This is a genomic window from Moritella sp. (assembly GCF_013215705.1).
Lineage (GTDB): Bacteria > Pseudomonadota > Gammaproteobacteria > Enterobacterales > Moritellaceae > Moritella.
The window spans coordinates 33,713-52,339 of record NZ_JABSQR010000007.1 but is presented as its reverse complement, the minus strand read 5'-3'; the positions used below and the strand labels follow the sequence as shown (position 1 = coordinate 52,339).

The window sequence follows — 18,627 nt, the reverse complement described above, 5'->3', positions numbered from 1 at the left end:
GCTCTATTTTTTATATGGATTTTGTCGGACTACACCCTGTCCAGCGTTTAAACGCACGCGAGAATGTGCTTAAATCTGCGAATCCTAAATGAAAGGCAATTTCGGTAATATTACGATGTGGTTGATTGAGTAGTTGCAGTGCTTTTTCAAGTTTATATTTTTCGACCACGCTTCGATAAGACATTCCTACTTCAGCTAATCGACGATTAAGAGTTCGCACACTGAAAAGCATCTGCGAAGCGATACTTTCAGCAGATAAATCATCTAAATTTGGTTGCTTATCAAGGGTGTTATACACCTGTAATAAAATATCATCGGCTTCAAGCTTCGCGGCTTTATTAAGTAATAAGGAACGAGCGCTGGCATATATTTCAGGATTTTGTGTGACCAATGGTCTGTGAAGGTATTTACGCATTATGTGGATCTTTCTCACCTGCGAGCTGGTGGAAATTTGACAACGCATTATTTTCTCAAATTCAGCTAAGCGATTATCATCATAGGGCCAAGTAATGAGTTTCACCGCCAACTCATCGAGCTGATGACCCGTGGTTTCATGAATAATCTGAACAAGTGTCGCCAGATACAATGTGACCCCTAAATGGGTGATGTGAGATTCTTTGTTTAACGGTTCTTGATTAAATAACCAAATTTCGGCATCCCCTTGCGGCGTCAAATGAAAACTGAGTCGAATAGGCGAACCTAGCGTAATACAAAACGCTGCCGCATCTTTTAGCAAGGTTACAAGATCGGGGCATGTCCATAAACAGAGGGAGTAGGTATCGAATGTAAGCGGCGTCACTTGTTTGGCTGCATCTATTGTAAATGTTGGATCACCCGAATTGAGATAGAGTTGATAATGAAAATCTCGGATTTCGCGTACATCCATATTCTTGGTCGATTCAGACGCCATAATACGATTGGAAATACCATCCGAAGTATCAATATTCACTTTATCTGCCGCTTTCGTTAATAGGTGCATCCAACCGGGATGAATGTAATACGATAACAACGACTTAATCGATTTATTTTTTATTGGCATAACTCAAAAACAAGAATAATTAACTGTAATTCAGACTAATATAATCATGCACGCTTCACAACCTTTGACGTCCTATTTTGCATAGGCACATACGTGATCCAGATCTCATTTTTAATACTTGACCGGTTTTGTCATACGCTTGACCTGAAATGCAAAATCATTCAGACCTTTTATCAATATAGTAGATCCAAAGAGCACGGATTACGCGGCAGCAAATAAAAAGATCCTAACTGATAACAACGGAACGTTATGAGTGAAATGAAATACAGATAGGTTCTTATTTTCTATTATTGAGAGGTTATGATGACAACTTGGCAAAATACTTATGAAAGTAAAACTGTTTCTCTAACGGATGCAACTAAACTAATAAAATCAGGAGATAAAGTATGGGCTGGCGGCCTACTGTCTACTCCTGTTCTATTTTTACTTGAGTTAGAAAAACGCGTCAAAGAAGTTGAAAATTGTGAATTATATACGGGTCTTATCACGCATCAATATGGTTTTTTGAAACCAGAGTTTCGTCGTAGCTTTAAACATATAAGCCTGTTTATGGGACCTATTGAGCGTAAAATTCAAAAGACGGGCAATGTTGAAATGATCAACTTCCATTTTTCTCATTTCCCGCAGTTATTTAATCAAATTCAACCCAATGTGATGGTGGTTGAAATGACCCCACCCAATGAAGAGGGTTACATGAGCATGGGGGCATGTGGTGGTGTCGGTAATAACGAAGCCATGAAGCATGCTGATACCATCATTGCCGTTATCAACAAACACCAGCCTTATATCGCGGGTGATGACAACTTAATCCATGTTGATCAAGTGACGCATATTACTGAGGGGCATCACTCTGTTGCGGGTCCGAAAGGTGGCGAGCCATCTGAACTTGAAAAGGTGATCGCTTCACACGTTATTCCTTATGTTAAAGATGGTATGACGCTCCAAATCGGTATCGGTACTATTTCTAATGCGATGGGCATGGCGCTAAAAGACCATCAAGATCTTGGTATTCACACAGAAATGTTTACTGAGTCAATGATGGCATTGTGTAAAGCTGGCGCGGTGAGTGGTGACAAGAAAAACTACAAGCCCAACAAAATCATTACTGCGTTTACTGCGGGTTCACAAGAGTTGATTGATTACGTTCACAATAACCCTGAAATCGAAATTGGCAACGTATCCACAGTTGTAAACCCATATGAAATTGCTAAAAATGATAACTTCGTGTCGATAAATACCTGCATCATGGCGGATTTAACGGGACAAATCGCCTCTGAAGGTATTGGTTTTAGACAAATTTCGGGTTCTGGCGGTCAAGTAGACTTTATTCGTGGTGCACAAATGTCAAAAGGAGGGCTCAGTATTCTTTGCCTTGCTTCTTTGCATAAAGGTAAAGATGGCTTGGCGTCAACGATCCGTGTCGCTTTACCTGCTGGTACGCCGGTGACAACACCACGTAATGATGTTCAGATCATTGCTACAGAATACGGTAGCGCTGACCTTCGTGGTCTCACTGTTCCTCAGCGTGTTGAAGCCCTAATTCAAATCGCTCATCCTGATTTCCGTGATGGACTGTACAAAGAAGCGATTTTTGTCGGCCTTAGCAAGTAATCTGACTGGATATATAACGACTATTATTTAGTATTACGAAATGAATAAGCAGGCCATCGACCTGCTTATTTTTTGTGGTTATAAATGGCGAGTAAGCGGTGATGACAAGCTAACGTGACCTTCTAGCCAACACGCTTTTCACTCACTTTATCTACCAGATACAATATCGAGCGGTATTCAATGCCACTGTGCTCTGATAAACCAATCTCACAGGTTCGGCTATTCGAATAACCCTCACTGCAATTACTCGGTACTTGACGTTGTAATGGTGACAAGGCCGAGGCATTCAATTCCGGTGTAGTAAAGCCTTTGTCTCCGGCAAAACCACAGCATTGAATGTCTTCTGGAATAATCACGTGTTGCGCACAAGCGCGACTGACTTGTTCCATCACCCCAGCTAAACCTTGCTTACGTGAGGTACAGGTAATATGTAACATCACAGGTTCTGGTTGCGGGGTAATATCAACATGCGGCATCACGAACTCAGCCACAAAGCGGAACGGTTCATAGATGGCAATGTCTTTGGTCATCAGCTCAATACTGGTACTTGCACACGGGCTAGTATCCATTAATACCGGTAATTTACCTTGCTCTGAGGCTTCCCATAAAGCAGCCTCTAACTGCGCCGATTTACTTAGCGCTGTACCCACAAAACCTTTACTCTTATACGGCATACCACAGCATTTTTCTGATAACTTGCTGGGCATAACCACTTCGATACCGGCTTTTTGCAATACCGCTTGCGTTACTTCAGCAAGTGGGCGGTTATCTATGGCATGCTTTGCGGTGCCCATATTACGTGCGGCACAACTTGGGAAGTAGACGACTTTTTTATGCGCCAGACCATCACTGGCTAATAGCGTCACTTTACCTGCGGCAGTCGGCATGCTCGGTGTCCATAATGGTACTGCGCCGCCACTGAGTTTACGGGTGGCTTTGGTAACCGTACGCATGGCCTTAGACCCTAAAACACTATGAATACCGTTAGCCACACTGAGCCCCGCTTGCGTGGCCGTGGTTATCCCAGCAAAGTGATCGCTACTCCAACGTGCAATGACATTGGCGATAGGAGAGTGTTGTTGGCGTAACTTACGGATCAGGTCTCCAGTATTAATATCCACTGGGCAGCGCTCTGCACATAAGCCTGTTGCGGCGCAGGTATCAATACCTAAATATTTAAATGATTTTTCTAACTCGGCAAGACGCGCGGGATCTTCTTGGCTACGTTGTAAACGGCTGATCTCACGATATACGGTATTGCGTTGGCGTGGCGTTAGTGATAATTCGCGTGATGGGCAAACAGGTTCACAAAAACCACACTCGATACATTTATCAATTAGTGGGTCTGCTGCTGGCATGATTTTTAAATCGGTAATGTGGCTATTTTTATTATCATTTAAGATCACTCCGGGGTTTAAAATACCGGTTTTATCAAAGATGCGTTTGATTTCTTGCATCAAGGCATAACCTTCGCTACCCCATTCCAGCTCGACATACGGGGCCATGTTACGGCCAGTACCGTGCTCGGCTTTTAATGAACCTTGATACTCGACCGCGACTAACTGCGCCACATCGTCCATGAAACTACTGTAACGATTGATTTCTTTTTCTGTTTCGAATGCTTGGGTAAACACAAAGTGTAAGTTGCCCGCTAATGCATGGCCAAAGATGATCGCTTCATCATAATGGTATTTTTTTAACAAGATCTCTAAGTCACGCACCGCTGCGGCCAATTGTTCGATAGGAAATGCCACGTCTTCGATGATCACTGTGGTACCTGCTTCACGCACAGCGCCGACTGCGGGGAACAGCTCTTTACGGATCGCCCATAACTGATTATAGATCTTGGTATCGGTACTAAACTCAACCGCTTCAGTCGGGTTAAGCTCATCGATTAAGGTATTAATTTGGATCACTTGTTGGTTTAAGTCACTATCACTTTCGGCGTGGATCTCAACAAGCAGTGCCGCGGCTTCGGTATTGTTATCGACAGCAAGTTGCGTGATGAATGTTGGCATACCGGGTTTATTTGCAACTGAATTTAAGGCGCGGTTATCCATTAACTCCACAGCGGCAACACTGGTATTAGCAAGTGCACTGACGGCCAAACAAGTTTGCTCAATATCGGCAAACAAATACAGACCCGTGGCTTTAAAGCTATGGTCGATCACCGTATTGTAAGTAACATCGGCAATAAAGCCCAATGTACCTTCCGAGCCAATAAACAAATGCTGCAATACATCAATTGGATCGCTGTAATCGGTTAATGAGTTGAGGCTGTAACCTGTGGTGTTTTTAAGGCGATATTTGTGGCGGATCTTGTCGGCCAATGCGGTATTGTCTTTACACGCTTGCGCAAGGTTAGTGAGATCATCAAGCATCTGTTTATGACTGATTTTAAATTGCGCTACACTATCGCTGTCTAAGGTATTGAGTACGGTACCGTCGGCAAGTACCACTGTCATACCGGCTAAGGTTTGGTAACTGTTTTGCGCCGTACCACAGCACATACCGGATGAATTGTTGGCGGCAATACCACCGATCTTACAGGTATTGATAGAGGCTGGATCCGGACCGATCTTACGTTGATAAGGGGCTAAGATCTTATTGGCGTCAGCACCGATAATACCCGGTTGTAGCCAGATCTGTTTGCCGTTGTCTAAGACTTTATGTTCGCGCCAATCAGAAGTCAGCATGATCAGTACCGAGTCTGACAAGGCTTGACCGGATAGGCTGGTGCCTGCCGCGCGGAAGGTCACGGGGATCGCCATGTCATAACAAGTCTTAATTACCAATACCACTTCGTCTAAATTAGCGAGTTGTAAGATCAGTTTGGGGATTAAACGATAAAAACTGGCATCTGTACCGTAAGCGAAGGTGAGCGTCGGGTCGGTAATAATACGTTTGTCATCAATAGATTGGCGTAATTTGCTAATTAGTATGTGGTAAGGGTCAGACATTGCAGGCTCCTAATAACGCGGCTATGTTATTTTTATTTTGTTGTTAATATGCCACATTATGTTTGTTTAATTTTGTAATGATGCGGTTTTAGACAAATCACTTATGTGATCTTAGATATAGTACCGAACTCGCACTATTTGATATACTAGCCCGATTACACATGACTGTTTCATAAAGTGGACCAATAATGCGAAGTACCGACGATTTTTTAATTTTTTATCACCTAATTGAACAAGGTTCTTTTAGTAAAGCGGCTGATATTGTTGGTTTAACTAAGTCAGTGGTGAGTAAACACATTACTCGGTTAGAAAAAGAAATGGGTGTACAGCTGATTTTTCGTACCACGCGTAAGTTAACGTTAACTGAAGCCGGGAAAGTATTTTTTGAACATGCCAGAACCATTAACCAATCGGTGCAAGGTGCGGTCGATGCCATGAATGGGCTAGGGGATAGCTTGTCGGGCTCGATTCGGTTAACCGTACCGACGGTGTCTGGTGAAATTATTCTAGCCGAAGCGATAGCCGATTTTAGTGCCAGTTATCCTGATATTCATGTGCATATGGATCTGGATAATAGCTTTGTTGATTTAATTGATAACAACTTTGACTTGGCAATTCGTACTGGCGCATTACAAGATTCTAGCTACATCGCCCGCCGTCTAGTGCAAGCACAATGGGTGATCTGTGCATCGCCAACCTATTTAACTAAAAATGGTACACCGAAACGCCCTCAAGACTTAGATAAATATAATTGTTTGGCGTACAGTCATCAGGAAAGCGGTGCGAATGAGTGGCTGTTTAAGGGCCGTGAAGACGATTACAGTGTGAAGATATCAGGTAATTTCAGTACCAATAACTCTGCGGCATTACGCAAAGCGGCGTTGTTTAATTTAGGGCTGATATATGTGCCGAAAGTGCTGGTGGCCGATGATTTACAAGCGGGAACCTTGGTTGAAGTATTGCCAAAACAGGTGGCTAAGTCGTTAGGTATCTATGCTATTTACCCGTATACCAAGCTTCAGCCATTAAAAGTGAAGCTGTTTATTGAACACATTTATCAGTTTTATCAACGCCAAGCAGATAACTTTAGTTAAGCGTTGACGAACGACCAACAGAATACATGCCAACAAAAAAATAAGAAAACAAGCAAGGATGATAATGATGCTTAAATACAGTGAGATGTTACTCGACCGTGCATCTAATCAACGCAAAAGCCCTGAGTGGTTAGCGAGTCAAAAGAATAATAACAGCCGTTGGGTACTAACCCATACAGATCAAAACTACTTTAATAAAGCGAATAACGCGCCGTTATTTTTAACGCTTGAGGCTGTCCAGCTCCTTGATTTAGAGGCTGCTGTGTTTTTAGGACTTGATGAAAATAATGACAATACACCTTATTTTGCGTTGGACTTAACCCATGTTGATGAGGCATTAGTTGCTGCATTTTTGGTCGAAGGTGAATTTGGCGATCTGCGTAAAGTGGCGGTGATACTGGATAACCAATCTGCTTCATTACTGGCACTGGCGCGTGGTTTAGGTTTTTGGCATCGCTCGCATGGTTTTTGTGGCCGCTGTGGCACTGTGAATAAATCCGCGACAGCGGGACATGCGCGATTATGTACCAATCCAGATTGTCAGCATCAGACTTTTCCGCGTACCGATCCTGCGGTGATCATGATTGTGCGAAAGCAGTTTCCGGATGGCATAGAACGTTGTCTGTTAGGCCGTCAAGTGGAATGGCCAGAAGGGGTGTACTCGACCCTGGCGGGTTTTGTTGATCCCGGTGAAACATTAGAAACAGCTGTTGCCAGAGAAGTGATGGAAGAATCAGGTATTAGCGTTACCAATGTGCAGTACTTAGCGTCACAACCTTGGCCGTTTCCATCATCTATCATGCTCGGCTTTATTGCCGATGCCAGCAGTGATGATATTCAGGTCGATAAACATGAAATAGATGACGCACGCTGGTTCTCTCGCGCTGAAATACAAGCGTTTGGTGATTGGGGCGATGATGCTCCCGGCTTTAAAGTACCAAGACGCGATTCAATATCGGGTTATTTAATTGATCACTGGGTCAATTTAGGTGAATAACCCGTATTTTTACTAGTTACTAGGTGCTGAGTTAATCAATATAATGACAGAAAACAAGTAAAGTGCAGTCGCTATGACTGAGGGTGTCAATGACGCCTAAAGATATTGGCGATGTAAAAACTTGATTTTAATCTATGATTTTAAATAAATACATAACTATTTATTTAATTAATTATTGACTAAATTTAGAAATGGAAATTTCATGAAAAAATTAAATAAAGCACTATCGATCACATTAGCAACACTTGTTTCTATGCCTGTTCTTGCTGACAAATTAAACATCGAAGATTTTTCTTTTGGTGGACGTGTTGAAGCTCGAGGCGTCGTTGCTGACAGTGATTTTGATGATAAATCTCGTGTACGTTTTAACGGTCAAGGTAAACATCAAGTTAATGATGATATCACTGCTGTTGCAAAATTCGAATTTGAATTAACACAAGAAGACAATAGCGCAGATACCGAAGTTAAAAATAATACTCGTTATTTATATGTTGGTGTTGAAACTGCTTACGGTACAGTGACATACGGTACACAAGATAACGCTGTTACATATCTGACTGACTTTACCGATATGGCAGAAGTATTTAGTGGCTCTACAAACGAATACATCACAGCCAGTGGTGACAGAGCAGAAGATACTATTCTTTATAGTGTGGCCAAAGGTGACTTTAAATTCAATGCATCGGCTAACCTTAAAGCGACGGAAAATGGCGGCGGTGTGATGGTTGCTTATCAACTACTTGACCATGTTGAAGTAAGTACGGGTTATGCAGCAACAGAAGCGCTTGATACTGAAACTGACTCATCAGATGTATATATGGTTGGTGCGCGTTATACTCAAGGTGATTTTTTACTGTCTGGACTAGTACAAACTGGTAGCTTGGCTGATGCTGATTTCAATGCTTTTGATGCATATGCAGCTTATGCATTTGGTCAAAACAATGTGAATATTTCATATAACTATTACAGTGCAGATGATCAAAATGATATAGATATTAACTATGTTGCTTTTGAATATGCTCATTATATTGATAACATGGCTGTATATGCGAGCTATAAAGTGGCACTAAGCACGGATACTTCAGCTGGACATGGTAATAATGACAATGCTGATGAATTTCAAGTCGGCGCTCGTTATTCTTTCTAATCTTGGTTAATTAATACCGAGGTTCATTGAAATTGCCACTCCTACAGAGTGGCGTGTAACTAAAATTGAGTACACTGCATCAGTCGGTTTTTTAGTCTTTTCCGTTGCAGAAAGTGATAACTCTTTTATGTAAAATCTCACTTATTTGCAGTAAGTGGGATTTTTTTTGATCTTTAGATAAACGGCTTTGCAGGTTGCTGAAGTTGAGGCCATGCCAATAGGGAAATGCAAAGCCCTATCTCTTACTCGTTTCGACCGTATGTATAGTACTGAGCGTAATATCGTAATGCGCCGCCATATGATTGATGCATGCCAGGCTCTTGATTTTTCTGTTGCTAGAAAGTATGAACGAAATTTAGGTAGTAGTCGCGACGTAAGACATATTCGTGAAGGGGTGAACTTGGGGAGGCTGTTCAGTATTGCAGATCATTGTACCAACCCGTGGTACGATCTTGTTAATGTACAGATGTATCCAGTGTTTGATCAAGAGCTTGCTATGGCTATTGGTGATGAGTTCGAAGCTGATAAGGTTCATGCTTACCAACTGCCTAAATCTATTCTTAGTAATTTGGATAAAGCAGTAAAACAAGCTTGGGAGCTTACGGAGGCAGAGTCTAAATATGTCGAAGCGTATAAAAAAAGCATTCAAATACGGTGTGAGTATTACTTAGCTCAGGTTGAAGAGATGAAACAGATTGAGTTATAGGATGAAAAAAACCAACAGCCGTCGCCGTTGGTTTTTTATTTAAACATTAATCATGCAGGGCTATTCCCCTACATGTAACGCTTATATAAACGTGCTCATTATCGCTGCAATTAGCCCGTAGATAATCATTGGAATAACGGTACGTTTAATGATGTAACCTTCTTTGTTCGAAATACCCAAGATAGTCGATACTGCGATGATATTGTTAATACAGACCATATTACCCATAGCGCCACCGACAGATTGCAGTGCTAAGATGGTGGTTTCAGGTAAACCCACAGTCGTCGCGATTGTTTGTTGGATCGCACCAAATGTCAGGTTAGATACCGTAGCCGATCCCGAGAAGAATGCACCCAGTGCGCCAAGGTAAGCAGACGCAAACTGCCAGTTAGTACCCATCAAATCAGAGAACGCCATACCGATGATCAGGATAGGCGAGTTTTCACCGCCAGCCATCATCAGTTTCACCATGATCAACGCGCCAATCAAGGTAATGAATGGCATTTTGATACGGCTACCGGTTTCAGTGAATACCTGTTTCACCATACTGCCTTTAAGCTTAAACAGTGGGATAGAAATTAATACCACTAATAAGAAAGGAACAAGAGCCGGAACATAAAGCGCTTTGTAGGCCCATGCTACGTTAGTACCAAGGATATTACTTAACTTGAAGATCAATGCTTGGCTGATACTAAAGTCACCTAGGATGCCTAACGACGCTGACATTGCTTCAGTCGCATCAGTCAGCATAGATTTAATACCCAGCTGTTTAATTCGCGTCACAATTAAGATCAAGATAAGCAGTAATGTCGGGGTCATGGCTTTGAAAATCTCGCCACGCGACACATTTGTTAGGGTCGTATTATCATCGCTAGTTTCAGCTGTTTTGATCAGACCGATATTTAACTTAGCCAAACCAATAGAGATAGTCAGACCAATAGCCCCACCCACTAATGCCGGGAATTCATAGTTCCATTGTGCTAATAGGAAATAAGGCACAGTACAAGATAAGGTACTTAACAAGATGAAGATGTAGTTACGACGAATGTCAGTCCAAGACGCGACAAAACGTAAGGCTAATACCGGAATAACAAAGGCCGCAACAAAGTGGATCATCGCTGTTTGTTGACCGATCTCAAGTAATGCTGAATCACTTAAACCCAGGTTGGAGAAACCAAACCAAGTTGGCGTACCTACTGCACCAAACGATACCGGTACCGAGTTCATCACCAGCGCTAACATCGCTACTTGTAAGGGTGGGAAGCCCAAACCGACTAAGATCGGCGCTGCAATTGCCGCTGGCGTACCAAAGCCTGACGCACCTTCAATCATAAAGGCAAACGCCCAACCAATGATCATTAACTGAGCAACTTTATTACGGCTGATGCCTTCTAACCAGCGACTGATCGTATTCTCAGCACCTGATAGACACATCATCCGGTTCATTAAAATTGCCCCGGCAATAATCGATATTGGGGTAATGGCTGACAAGCTGCCTGCGATTACATTTGCCCAGATCAATGTCAGGTCTGTTTGGAAATAAAAGATTTGCAGTGCAGCTACAAGCAACGCTGTTAACGGCAGTGCAATGTACGAGGGTACACCATTCTTTTTAGTCATCATCCAGATAAGGACGAGAATTGGCATCATTGCCAAAATTAGGGATGTCATTGCTACCCACTCCATTGTGCTCTGAGTATAAGTCTATCGGTTATGCCCTGATAGCTATCTATGAGTCTATTTATAATATGATTAGAATGTATTGTTGATAAAGTACAAATAAGTAAAATCCTGCGCTTTCTCTAATACCCGTATCGTGTGGGGAATGGATTGTAAGAGCTTAAGCCTTAAACTCTACACCTCTTTTGGGGTACGCAGTTCGGGATATGGGTAACAACTGTGACATAAATAACAGTATGTAAAAAACTGTAAATTATCAAGTCAATTAAAATCAAATAGTTATGGTCATTCGCATGATAGTCGATAAATGATTGTAGCGGTATTAGAAACAGTGATTGTCATAATTCACGGTAATAAAATGGCGTGTTACTATCGACAAATTAACCGATTGACGCGTATTGTGTGATTCGGACATTTATTTTGATGAAATTAAACCACAAAATATAGTATTTATAGCTTGAAATACATAATCTCGTCATTTTATTACATTTAAGCATATTTATTGTCTCTGGCGAGGTAGCCATTCGCTGCTGACTAATTGCGCTAAGTTTAAAATGGCTTATTACCGTTAATCTCGAATTTCATTGTTTCCATATCTGATCTAATAATGCCTGTCCCAATTCCTTAATAAAAATATAACTGGTTGTTTTAAAATAATTTGTTTGTTTTTACAAAAAGTCAAGATCACACAAACACCGCTATTAAGATATTTACTGGCATTAATCACGTTCGTTTTTTGCTGGGCTTGCTTATATGATGCTCCAAAAAATAAGCTCGGTGAGCAAGGTGAGATGATGAAAGTTAATTTTTTTGTAACCTGTCTATGTGATGTCGTTAAGTCAAACGTAGCTAAAAAAACAGTGCTATTACTGGAGCAGTTAGGCTGCGAAGTGTTATTCCCGAAAGATCAAGGCTGCTGCGGTCAACCGTCATTAAATAGCGGGTACGTCGAATCAAGCAAGCCAGCGATGAAATCATTAATTCGTGCCTTTGAAGGTAATGAGTATCCAATCGTCACGCCGGCGGGTTCATGTGCGGCAACGGTAAAGAAATACCCTGAGTATTTAGCGAGTGAACCTGAATGGGCGGCGCGTGCACAAGCGGTATCGGACCGTTTGTTCGAACTGACGCAGTTCCTTGTGAATGAGCTTAAAGTCGAAAATGTTGGCGCGAAACTACCAGGTCGTGGTGTTTATCATCCGTCTTGTAGTCTTATTCGTAAATTAGGTGTGCGTGAGGAGCCGCTTAAATTACTGGGTAATGTCGAAGGGCTAGAGCTTGTTGCGATTAAAAACCAAGAAACCTGTTGTGGTTTTGGCGGTACCTTCTCAATCAAGATGGCAGAGATCTCTGGTGAAATGGTGAAAGAAAAAGCAACCCATATTACTGACGTAACACCCGATTACTTAATTGGTGCTGACGTGAGCTGTCTGATGAATATCGCCGGGCGTTTATCGCGCGAAGGTAAAACCGTGCAAGTCTTGCATATTGTTGATGTGCTAATGAGCCAGGTAGGAGAATAACATGTCGATGAAAACCAGTGATGTGATCTTTAAACAGCGTATTAAAGAACAAATGCAAGATGGCTTTATGCGTAAATCGGTAGCCAATGCCCAAGAACGTATGCTTACCAACCGCCAATTAGCGGCAGACAAACTCGGTAACTGGGATGAGTGGCGTGAAAACGGCATGGAGATCCGTAACCATGTATTAGACAACCTTGATTACTACTTACATCAGTTAAGTGAAAACGTGCAAAAGACCGGTGGTCATGTATTTTTTGCCGAAACCTCGCAACAAGCCACTGACTACATTGAAAACATCATCAAAGAAAAAAACGCCAAAAAAATCGTTAAATCTAAGTCGATGGTGACAGAAGAGATCGGCTTAAACGCTGTCATTCAACGTAACAACTGCGAAGTGATTGAAACCGATCTCGGTGAATATATTTTACAAGTGGATGATTGCGATCCACCCTCACACATTGTCGTGCCTGCGTTACATAAAAATCGGGAACAGATCCGCGGCGTATTTGAAGACAAGATTGGCTATACAGGCAGTTCCGATCCGGAAGAGATGACGCGTTTTGTGCGTGAGCATATTCGGCATGATTTCCTGGAAGCCGATATCGGTATTACCGGTTGTAACTTTGCGGTTGCTGAGTCAGGTTCGATTAGCTTAGTAACCAATGAAGGTAATGCGCGATTGGCTACCTCGTTACCGAAAGTACATATCGCCGTGATGGGTATGGAGCGTATCGTCCCGACCTTTGAAGAACTCGATATCATGGTCAGCTTGTTATGTCGTAGTGCGGTAGGCCTGCCATTAACCGGTTATGTCACCGCTATTACTGGCCCAAGAGAATCGAATGATATGGATGGCGCTGAAGAGTTCCATTTAGTGATCTTAGATAATGGCCGTTCAGACATTTTAGCGTCAGAGTTTAAAGATATCTTACGTTGTATTCGTTGTGCGGCGTGTGTGAATACTTGTCCAGCTTATCGCCATATTGGTGGTCAGTCGTACGGCTCTATCTATTCAGGCCCTATTGGTGCGGTACTGTCACCATTACTGGGTGGCTATGAAGATTTCCAAGACTTACCGTATGCGTGTTCGTTATGCCAATCGTGTAATGATGTGTGTCCGGTGAAGATCCCGCTGTCAGATCTGTTATTAAAACACCGTGAAAAAATGGCGATTAAGAAGATAACCCCTTTGGGTGAACGCATGGCAGTATCGGCGTTTAACTATTTAAATGCCAGTCCTAAATTATGGAATGTGGGCATGAAGATCGGCGCTAAAGTGGGTGCGAAAGTGATCAGAAACGGCAAGTTACCGATTAATGTTGGCGCGATAGCGGACTGGACGGAAGCCCGCGACCTACCACAACCCGATGGTGAGTCATTCCGCAGCTGGTTTGCTAACCGTGATGCCGACAGCACTGTTTCAGGTTCAGCGGCTGTCACAGGTATAGTTAAAGCAAAAGTTAAAGCTAATAAGAGTGAGAAATAATCATGCAAGGTAAGATACATAATCGCGATAGCTTTCTGGGTTCATTGGCTAAAAAACTGGGTCGTGAACTGAATACTCAAGGTGTTGAGCGTCCACCGTTACCCCATAATCCACATCATGATGTGATGGCTGGATTTAGTCAGCAGCAACTTGCCGATGTATTTTTAGAATACACTAAAACTAATTTAAATTCGTTGGGTGTTAGTTGTAATAAAGAAGAGTTGAGCGAAACCTTAACCAGTATTTGTAATGGTTTTAATGCCGGTAAAATTGTGGTTTCGGGTGATCACCGCTTAGCCGAGTTACAAGTAACTAATAATCTTAAACTGCAATTTGATGATGTGTATACTTGGGATACAGACCAAGCGCATGACATTAATATCAAACAAGCAGAACAGGCGAAAGTCGGTATTGTGTTTGCCGAACAGGCATTAGCAGAGTCAGGCACTATGGTATTATACAGTGCCTCGACACATGGCCGTTCAGTGAGTTTGTTACCGGAAACATCGGTGTTCTTGATCCCGCAAAGCCAAATTATGCCACGTATGACTCAAGCCACGAAACTGTTACATGATAAAGCCCAAGCTGGGGAACGTTTACCGTCTTGTATTAACTTCATTTCAGGTCCAAGTTCGACCGCCGATATTGAGTTGATTAAAGTCATTGGTGTGCATGGTCCTATTCATGCCGCGTATGTAGTGATTGCAGATATGTAATTTAAGTGAAATCAACGAGGTTGGATCTATTCAACCTCGTTACATTTATCTACTATCGTTTAATGCTACGATTTAAGTGTATAATTACAGATTAGTCCCTCCAAAAAATTAGTTGAGAATGGCATGCCGCAAATTGATGATTTAGTGTTATTTACCCAAGTAATAGAACAAGGTTCGTTTAGCAAAGTTGCCGAGGCGAACAAGGTCACTAAGTCTGTGGTGAGTAAACGTATCAGTCGATTAGAAGAAGACCTTGGTGTACAGCTTATTTTCCGTACCACCCGTAAACTGACCTTAACCGAAGCCGGCGAGATGTTATTTTATCGCGCTAAAGGCATTGCCCAAACCGCGAAGAATGCCTTTGATACGGTGACCAGTTATAGCGAAACCTTAGCGGGTCACATTAAAATGTCAGTACCCACTATCTCGGGTGAATTGTTATTGGCCAAGGCCGTGGCGGAGTTTTGTGAAAAGCATCCGGGACTCACGGTTGACATGTCGATGAACAATGATTTTGTCGATCTGGTCGCAGATGGTTATGATCTGGTGATCCGCACCGGCCATTTAGAAGACTCGAGCCTGATCGCGCGTCATATCTTTAATTCGCGTTGGATGATCTGTGCCAGCCCTGAGTATCTTGCGCAGCAAGGTGAACCGCAATTTCCCGAACAGTTAGCACCATACAATTGCTTAGGTTATACCTGTCAAACCAGCGGTGCATTTAATTGGTTATTTACCCGTGACGATGCCACGTATAACGTTAAAGTATCGGGAAATTTTAGTTCTAACAATGCCGTAGCGCTTAAACAAGCGGCACTGGCAGGGAAGGGCTTAGCTTACCTACCAAAATGTTTGGTCTACAACGAACTTGATAATGGCAAGCTGGTGGAAGTATTGTCACAGCAAACAGCGAAAGTGATTGGTATTTATGCGGTGTATCCGTATACCCGTAAGCCGGCGAAAAAAGTGCAGCTGTTAATTGAACATATCCGCAGTTGTTATCTGGACATGAAAGAAAACTTTTAATCGCTTACCACTTTAAGCTTTTAGCGCGAACGATTAGCACTCGTTTCTAGAATAGCGATTAATTTTACTTGTTAGTTAAAAAGTAGATGAAAGTACCGCTAGTTGTATTACAATCCAGTTCCTTTTTTTGTAATGCGAACCCTTCATGATTGATTTAGCTATTCTACCTGTGTATTTAACTGCTGTTGTAGCGTTATTACTGATCCCTGGCCCTGACATGTTATTAATTGCCAGCTCAAGCTTAAGTTATGGCCGCAAGGTCGGGTTCTTTGCTAGTTTAGGTAATGCCACATCAGGTATTATCTTAACGTTATTAGCGGCAATGGGTGTGTCTGCGATGATCGCCATGAATCCAATGGCCCTTCAAGCCTTGCATTTGGTCGGTGGTTTATATTTATTAAAAATGGGTTGGGATTGTTTACGTACCAGCTCAGTAGTGGCGCCTGAAATAGATCAAACCAGCAAAATGGCGCGTTCACTGTATCGTAAAGCGGTATTCAGCAATCTATTAAACCCAAAAGCCTTACTGTTCTTTGTGTTGTTCTTACCACAGTTTGTATCATCAAATATAGAAACGTCTTCTGGTGAACAAATGCTCGTGCTAGGCTTACTGCTTAACGTATTAGGTTTATTGTTTAACTTAATGTTAGTGGTGACGGTCGGTACCTTAGGTAAATCATTATTAACCAACGAACGCTTCCACATCTACCAACATAAAATCATGGGTTCGGTATTCGTATTACTTGGCGCTTGGTTGTTATTATCGCAAGTACCAGCGGGTATTGCCTAGTACTAGTGTATAAGTTATTACTAAATAAGCAGCCAAAACACCGTAAGCAGACTGCACGGATGCAGTCTAGTGAGTCAAATAAACCTTAAAGTAATATTTCCTCTTATTCATTTATATTTACCAATCAGACTACGTGATTTACGTCACATTAGGTGCTATACTCCGCCAACTTAAAATTCAGTAATTTATATTTAGTCCACTTTTTGGACAGGAGCGTTCCCTATCATTAGCACAGCAAATATTACAATGCAGTTCGGTGCCAAGCCACTTTTCGAAAATATCTCAGTTAAGTTCGGTGGCGGTAATCGTTACGGTTTAATCGGTGCTAACGGTTGTGGTAAATCAACATTCATGAAAATCTTAGGCGGCGATTTAGATCAAAGCTCTGGTAACGTGAAGCTTGATGAAAACGAACGTCTAGGTAAATTAAGTCAGGATCAATTCGCATTCGAAAACAACACTGTACTTGATACAGTGATCATGGGCCACGCAGAAATGTGGACAGTGAAAGAAGAGCGTGACGCAATTTATGCTAACCCAGAAATGACTGAAGCAGATGGTATGCGTGTTGGCGATCTAGAAAGTGAATTCGCAGAGATGGACGGCTACACAGCTGAATCTCGTGCGGGTGAACTACTAATCGGTGTTGGTATCCCAGTAGAACTACACTACGGCCTAATGAGCGAAGTTGCTCCCGGTTGGAAACTACGTGTACTACTAGCACAAGCACTATTCTCTGATCCAGATATTTTACTACTTGACGAACCAACGAATAACTTGGATATCGCCACGATTGACTGGTTAGAAGAAACACTAAACGCACGTCAAAGCACAATGGTAATCATCTCGCATGACCGTCATTTCTTAAACAGTGTTTGTACTCACATGGCTGATCTAGATTTCGGTGAATTACGTGTTTACCCAGGTAACTACGATGATTACATGTTTGCTTCTGCATTAGCGCGTGAGCAACTACTAACAAGCAACTCGAAAAAAGAAGCGCAAATTACAGAGCTTAAAGCATTCGTTGCTCGTTTCTCTGCAAACGCATCGAAAGCAAAACAAGCATCATCACGTGCTAAACGACTTGATAAAATTGAGCTTGATGAAGTTAAAGTATCTAGCCGTCAAACGCCATTCATTCGTTTCGAGCAAGAAAAACAGCTTTACCGTAATGCATTAGAAGTTCAAGACCTAACAAAAGGCTTTGATGATGGCCCATTATTCTCTAACTTCAAGACGATGGTAGAAGTTGGCGAGCGTATTGCAATTATCGGTACTAATGGTGTTGGTAAAACAACATTAATGCGTATGTTAGTAGACGAACTTACTCCAGATTCGGGTGAGTACAAATGGTCTGAAAACGTAAACATCGCTTATTATGCACAGGATCACGAATCATACTTCGAAGAAGATATGACGCTAATGGAGTGGATGAATCAGTGGAAAGAAAAAGGCGATGACGATCAAACTGTTCGTGGTTTCCTTGGTCGTTTACTATTCTCTAATGATGATATTAGCAAGAAAGTAAGTGTACTATCTGGTGGTGAAAAAGGTCGTATGCTTTACGGTAAATTAATGATGCAAAAACCAAATGTATTATTAATGGATGAACCAACGAACCACATGGATATGGAATCAATTGAAGCATTGAACATAGCGCTTGAGAAATATGAAGGTACTTTACTATTCATCTCTCATGACCGTGAGTTTGTATCTACAGTTGCGACACGTATCTGGGATATCACGCCAAACGGCATCATTGATTTCGACGGTACTTACGAAGAATATATCGCAAGCAAATAATTGCTAGCCGAGTGATCGGTTGTTAGCTTTTAGTTTGTAAATA

Annotated in this window: 14 protein-coding genes; 11 read left to right on the top strand and 3 right to left on the bottom strand. The window is 42.1% G+C overall.

The features are described from left to right. Window positions 1-10: 10 nt before the first annotated feature. Window positions 11-1,039: a helix-turn-helix transcriptional regulator gene (locus HRT96_RS04800; RefSeq protein ID WP_293152982.1), complete on the bottom strand. Its 1,029-nt coding sequence runs from the start codon at window positions 1,037-1,039 to the stop codon at window positions 11-13. A 300-nt stretch (window positions 1,040-1,339) separates the two neighbouring features. Here HRT96_RS04800 and HRT96_RS04795 point away from each other — a divergent pair, with 300 nt between their 5' ends. After that, window positions 1,340-2,650 carry an acetyl-CoA hydrolase/transferase C-terminal domain-containing protein gene (locus HRT96_RS04795; protein WP_293152979.1) on the top strand — a complete coding sequence of 437 codons (1,311 nt, stop codon included), beginning with the start codon at window positions 1,340-1,342 and terminating at the stop codon, window positions 2,648-2,650. Between the two features lie 122 nt (window positions 2,651-2,772). On the opposite strand, the gene HRT96_RS04790 is transcribed toward HRT96_RS04795, so the two are convergent. Next, window positions 2,773-5,610: an FAD-binding and (Fe-S)-binding domain-containing protein gene (locus HRT96_RS04790; RefSeq protein WP_293152976.1), complete on the bottom strand. Its 2,838-nt coding sequence runs from the start codon at window positions 5,608-5,610 to the stop codon at window positions 2,773-2,775. 188 nt (window positions 5,611-5,798) lie between these two features. Here HRT96_RS04790 and HRT96_RS04785 point away from each other — a divergent pair, with 188 nt between their 5' ends. The 4 genes from HRT96_RS04785 to HRT96_RS04770 all read left to right on the top strand — a co-directional run bounded on the left by HRT96_RS04785 (window position 5,799) and on the right by HRT96_RS04770 (window position 9,554). Further along, complete coding sequence (locus HRT96_RS04785) at window positions 5,799-6,704, top strand: LysR family transcriptional regulator (RefSeq protein WP_293152973.1); 906 nt, start codon at window positions 5,799-5,801, stop codon at window positions 6,702-6,704. Window positions 6,705-6,771: 67 nt separating this feature from the next. After that, complete coding sequence (gene nudC, locus HRT96_RS04780) at window positions 6,772-7,701, top strand: NAD(+) diphosphatase (RefSeq protein WP_293153595.1); 930 nt, start codon at window positions 6,772-6,774, stop codon at window positions 7,699-7,701. A 202-nt stretch (window positions 7,702-7,903) separates the two neighbouring features. Continuing rightward, window positions 7,904-8,848: a porin gene (locus HRT96_RS04775; protein ID WP_293152970.1), complete on the top strand. Its 945-nt coding sequence runs from the start codon at window positions 7,904-7,906 to the stop codon at window positions 8,846-8,848. A gap of 187 nt (window positions 8,849-9,035) precedes the next feature. Continuing rightward, window positions 9,036-9,554 carry a HipA domain-containing protein gene (locus tag HRT96_RS04770; protein WP_293152967.1) on the top strand — a complete coding sequence of 173 codons (519 nt, stop codon included), beginning with the start codon at window positions 9,036-9,038 and terminating at the stop codon, window positions 9,552-9,554. 81 nt (window positions 9,555-9,635) lie between these two features. On the opposite strand, the gene HRT96_RS04765 is transcribed toward HRT96_RS04770, so the two are convergent. Then, complete coding sequence (locus HRT96_RS04765; RefSeq protein ID WP_293152964.1) at window positions 9,636-11,225, bottom strand: L-lactate permease; 1,590 nt, start codon at window positions 11,223-11,225, stop codon at window positions 9,636-9,638. An 803-nt stretch (window positions 11,226-12,028) separates the two neighbouring features. Here HRT96_RS04765 and HRT96_RS04760 point away from each other — a divergent pair. From HRT96_RS04760 to HRT96_RS04735, 6 genes are all read left to right on the top strand, one after another. Further along, on the top strand, window positions 12,029-12,757 hold the full coding sequence (locus HRT96_RS04760) for a (Fe-S)-binding protein (protein WP_293152961.1): 729 nt from the start codon (window positions 12,029-12,031) through the stop codon (window positions 12,755-12,757). Window position 12,758: 1 nt separating this feature from the next. After that, a complete protein-coding gene (locus tag HRT96_RS04755) occupies window positions 12,759-14,246 on the top strand; it encodes a LutB/LldF family L-lactate oxidation iron-sulfur protein (RefSeq protein ID WP_293152958.1) in 1,488 nt (495 codons plus the stop codon). A 2-nt stretch (window positions 14,247-14,248) separates the two neighbouring features. After that, on the top strand, window positions 14,249-14,962 hold the full coding sequence (locus HRT96_RS04750) for a lactate utilization protein C (RefSeq protein ID WP_293152955.1): 714 nt from the start codon (window positions 14,249-14,251) through the stop codon (window positions 14,960-14,962). Between the two features lie 123 nt (window positions 14,963-15,085). Beyond that, on the top strand, window positions 15,086-15,988 hold the full coding sequence (locus tag HRT96_RS04745) for a LysR family transcriptional regulator (protein WP_293134895.1): 903 nt from the start codon (window positions 15,086-15,088) through the stop codon (window positions 15,986-15,988). 145 nt (window positions 15,989-16,133) lie between these two features. Next, window positions 16,134-16,778, top strand: coding sequence for a LysE family translocator (locus HRT96_RS04740; RefSeq protein WP_293152952.1), 645 nt, complete (start codon window positions 16,134-16,136; stop codon window positions 16,776-16,778). A 222-nt stretch (window positions 16,779-17,000) separates the two neighbouring features. Next, a complete protein-coding gene (locus HRT96_RS04735) occupies window positions 17,001-18,584 on the top strand; it encodes an ABC-F family ATPase (RefSeq protein ID WP_293153592.1) in 1,584 nt (527 codons plus the stop codon). Window positions 18,585-18,627: the final 43 nt, after the last annotated feature.

Coding starts and splice junctions, on each gene's coding strand:
- HRT96_RS04755 (WP_293152958.1), top strand. CDS start 12,759: ATGTCGATGAAAACCAGTGATGTGATCTTTAAACAGCGTATTAAAGAA.
- HRT96_RS04750 (WP_293152955.1), top strand. CDS start 14,249: ATGCAAGGTAAGATACATAATCGCGATAGCTTTCTGGGTTCATTGGCT.
- HRT96_RS04765 (WP_293152964.1), bottom strand. CDS start 11,225: ATGACATCCCTAATTTTGGCAATGATGCCAATTCTCGTCCTTATCTGG.
- HRT96_RS04760 (WP_293152961.1), top strand. CDS start 12,029: ATGAAAGTTAATTTTTTTGTAACCTGTCTATGTGATGTCGTTAAGTCA.
- HRT96_RS04740 (WP_293152952.1), top strand. CDS start 16,134: ATGATTGATTTAGCTATTCTACCTGTGTATTTAACTGCTGTTGTAGCG.
- HRT96_RS04775 (WP_293152970.1), top strand. CDS start 7,904: ATGAAAAAATTAAATAAAGCACTATCGATCACATTAGCAACACTTGTT.
- HRT96_RS04795 (WP_293152979.1), top strand. CDS start 1,340: ATGATGACAACTTGGCAAAATACTTATGAAAGTAAAACTGTTTCTCTA.
- HRT96_RS04800 (WP_293152982.1), bottom strand. CDS start 1,039: ATGCCAATAAAAAATAAATCGATTAAGTCGTTGTTATCGTATTACATT.
- nudC (WP_293153595.1), top strand. CDS start 6,772: ATGCTTAAATACAGTGAGATGTTACTCGACCGTGCATCTAATCAACGC.
- HRT96_RS04790 (WP_293152976.1), bottom strand. CDS start 5,610: ATGTCTGACCCTTACCACATACTAATTAGCAAATTACGCCAATCTATT.
- HRT96_RS04785 (WP_293152973.1), top strand. CDS start 5,799: ATGCGAAGTACCGACGATTTTTTAATTTTTTATCACCTAATTGAACAA.
- HRT96_RS04745 (WP_293134895.1), top strand. CDS start 15,086: ATGCCGCAAATTGATGATTTAGTGTTATTTACCCAAGTAATAGAACAA.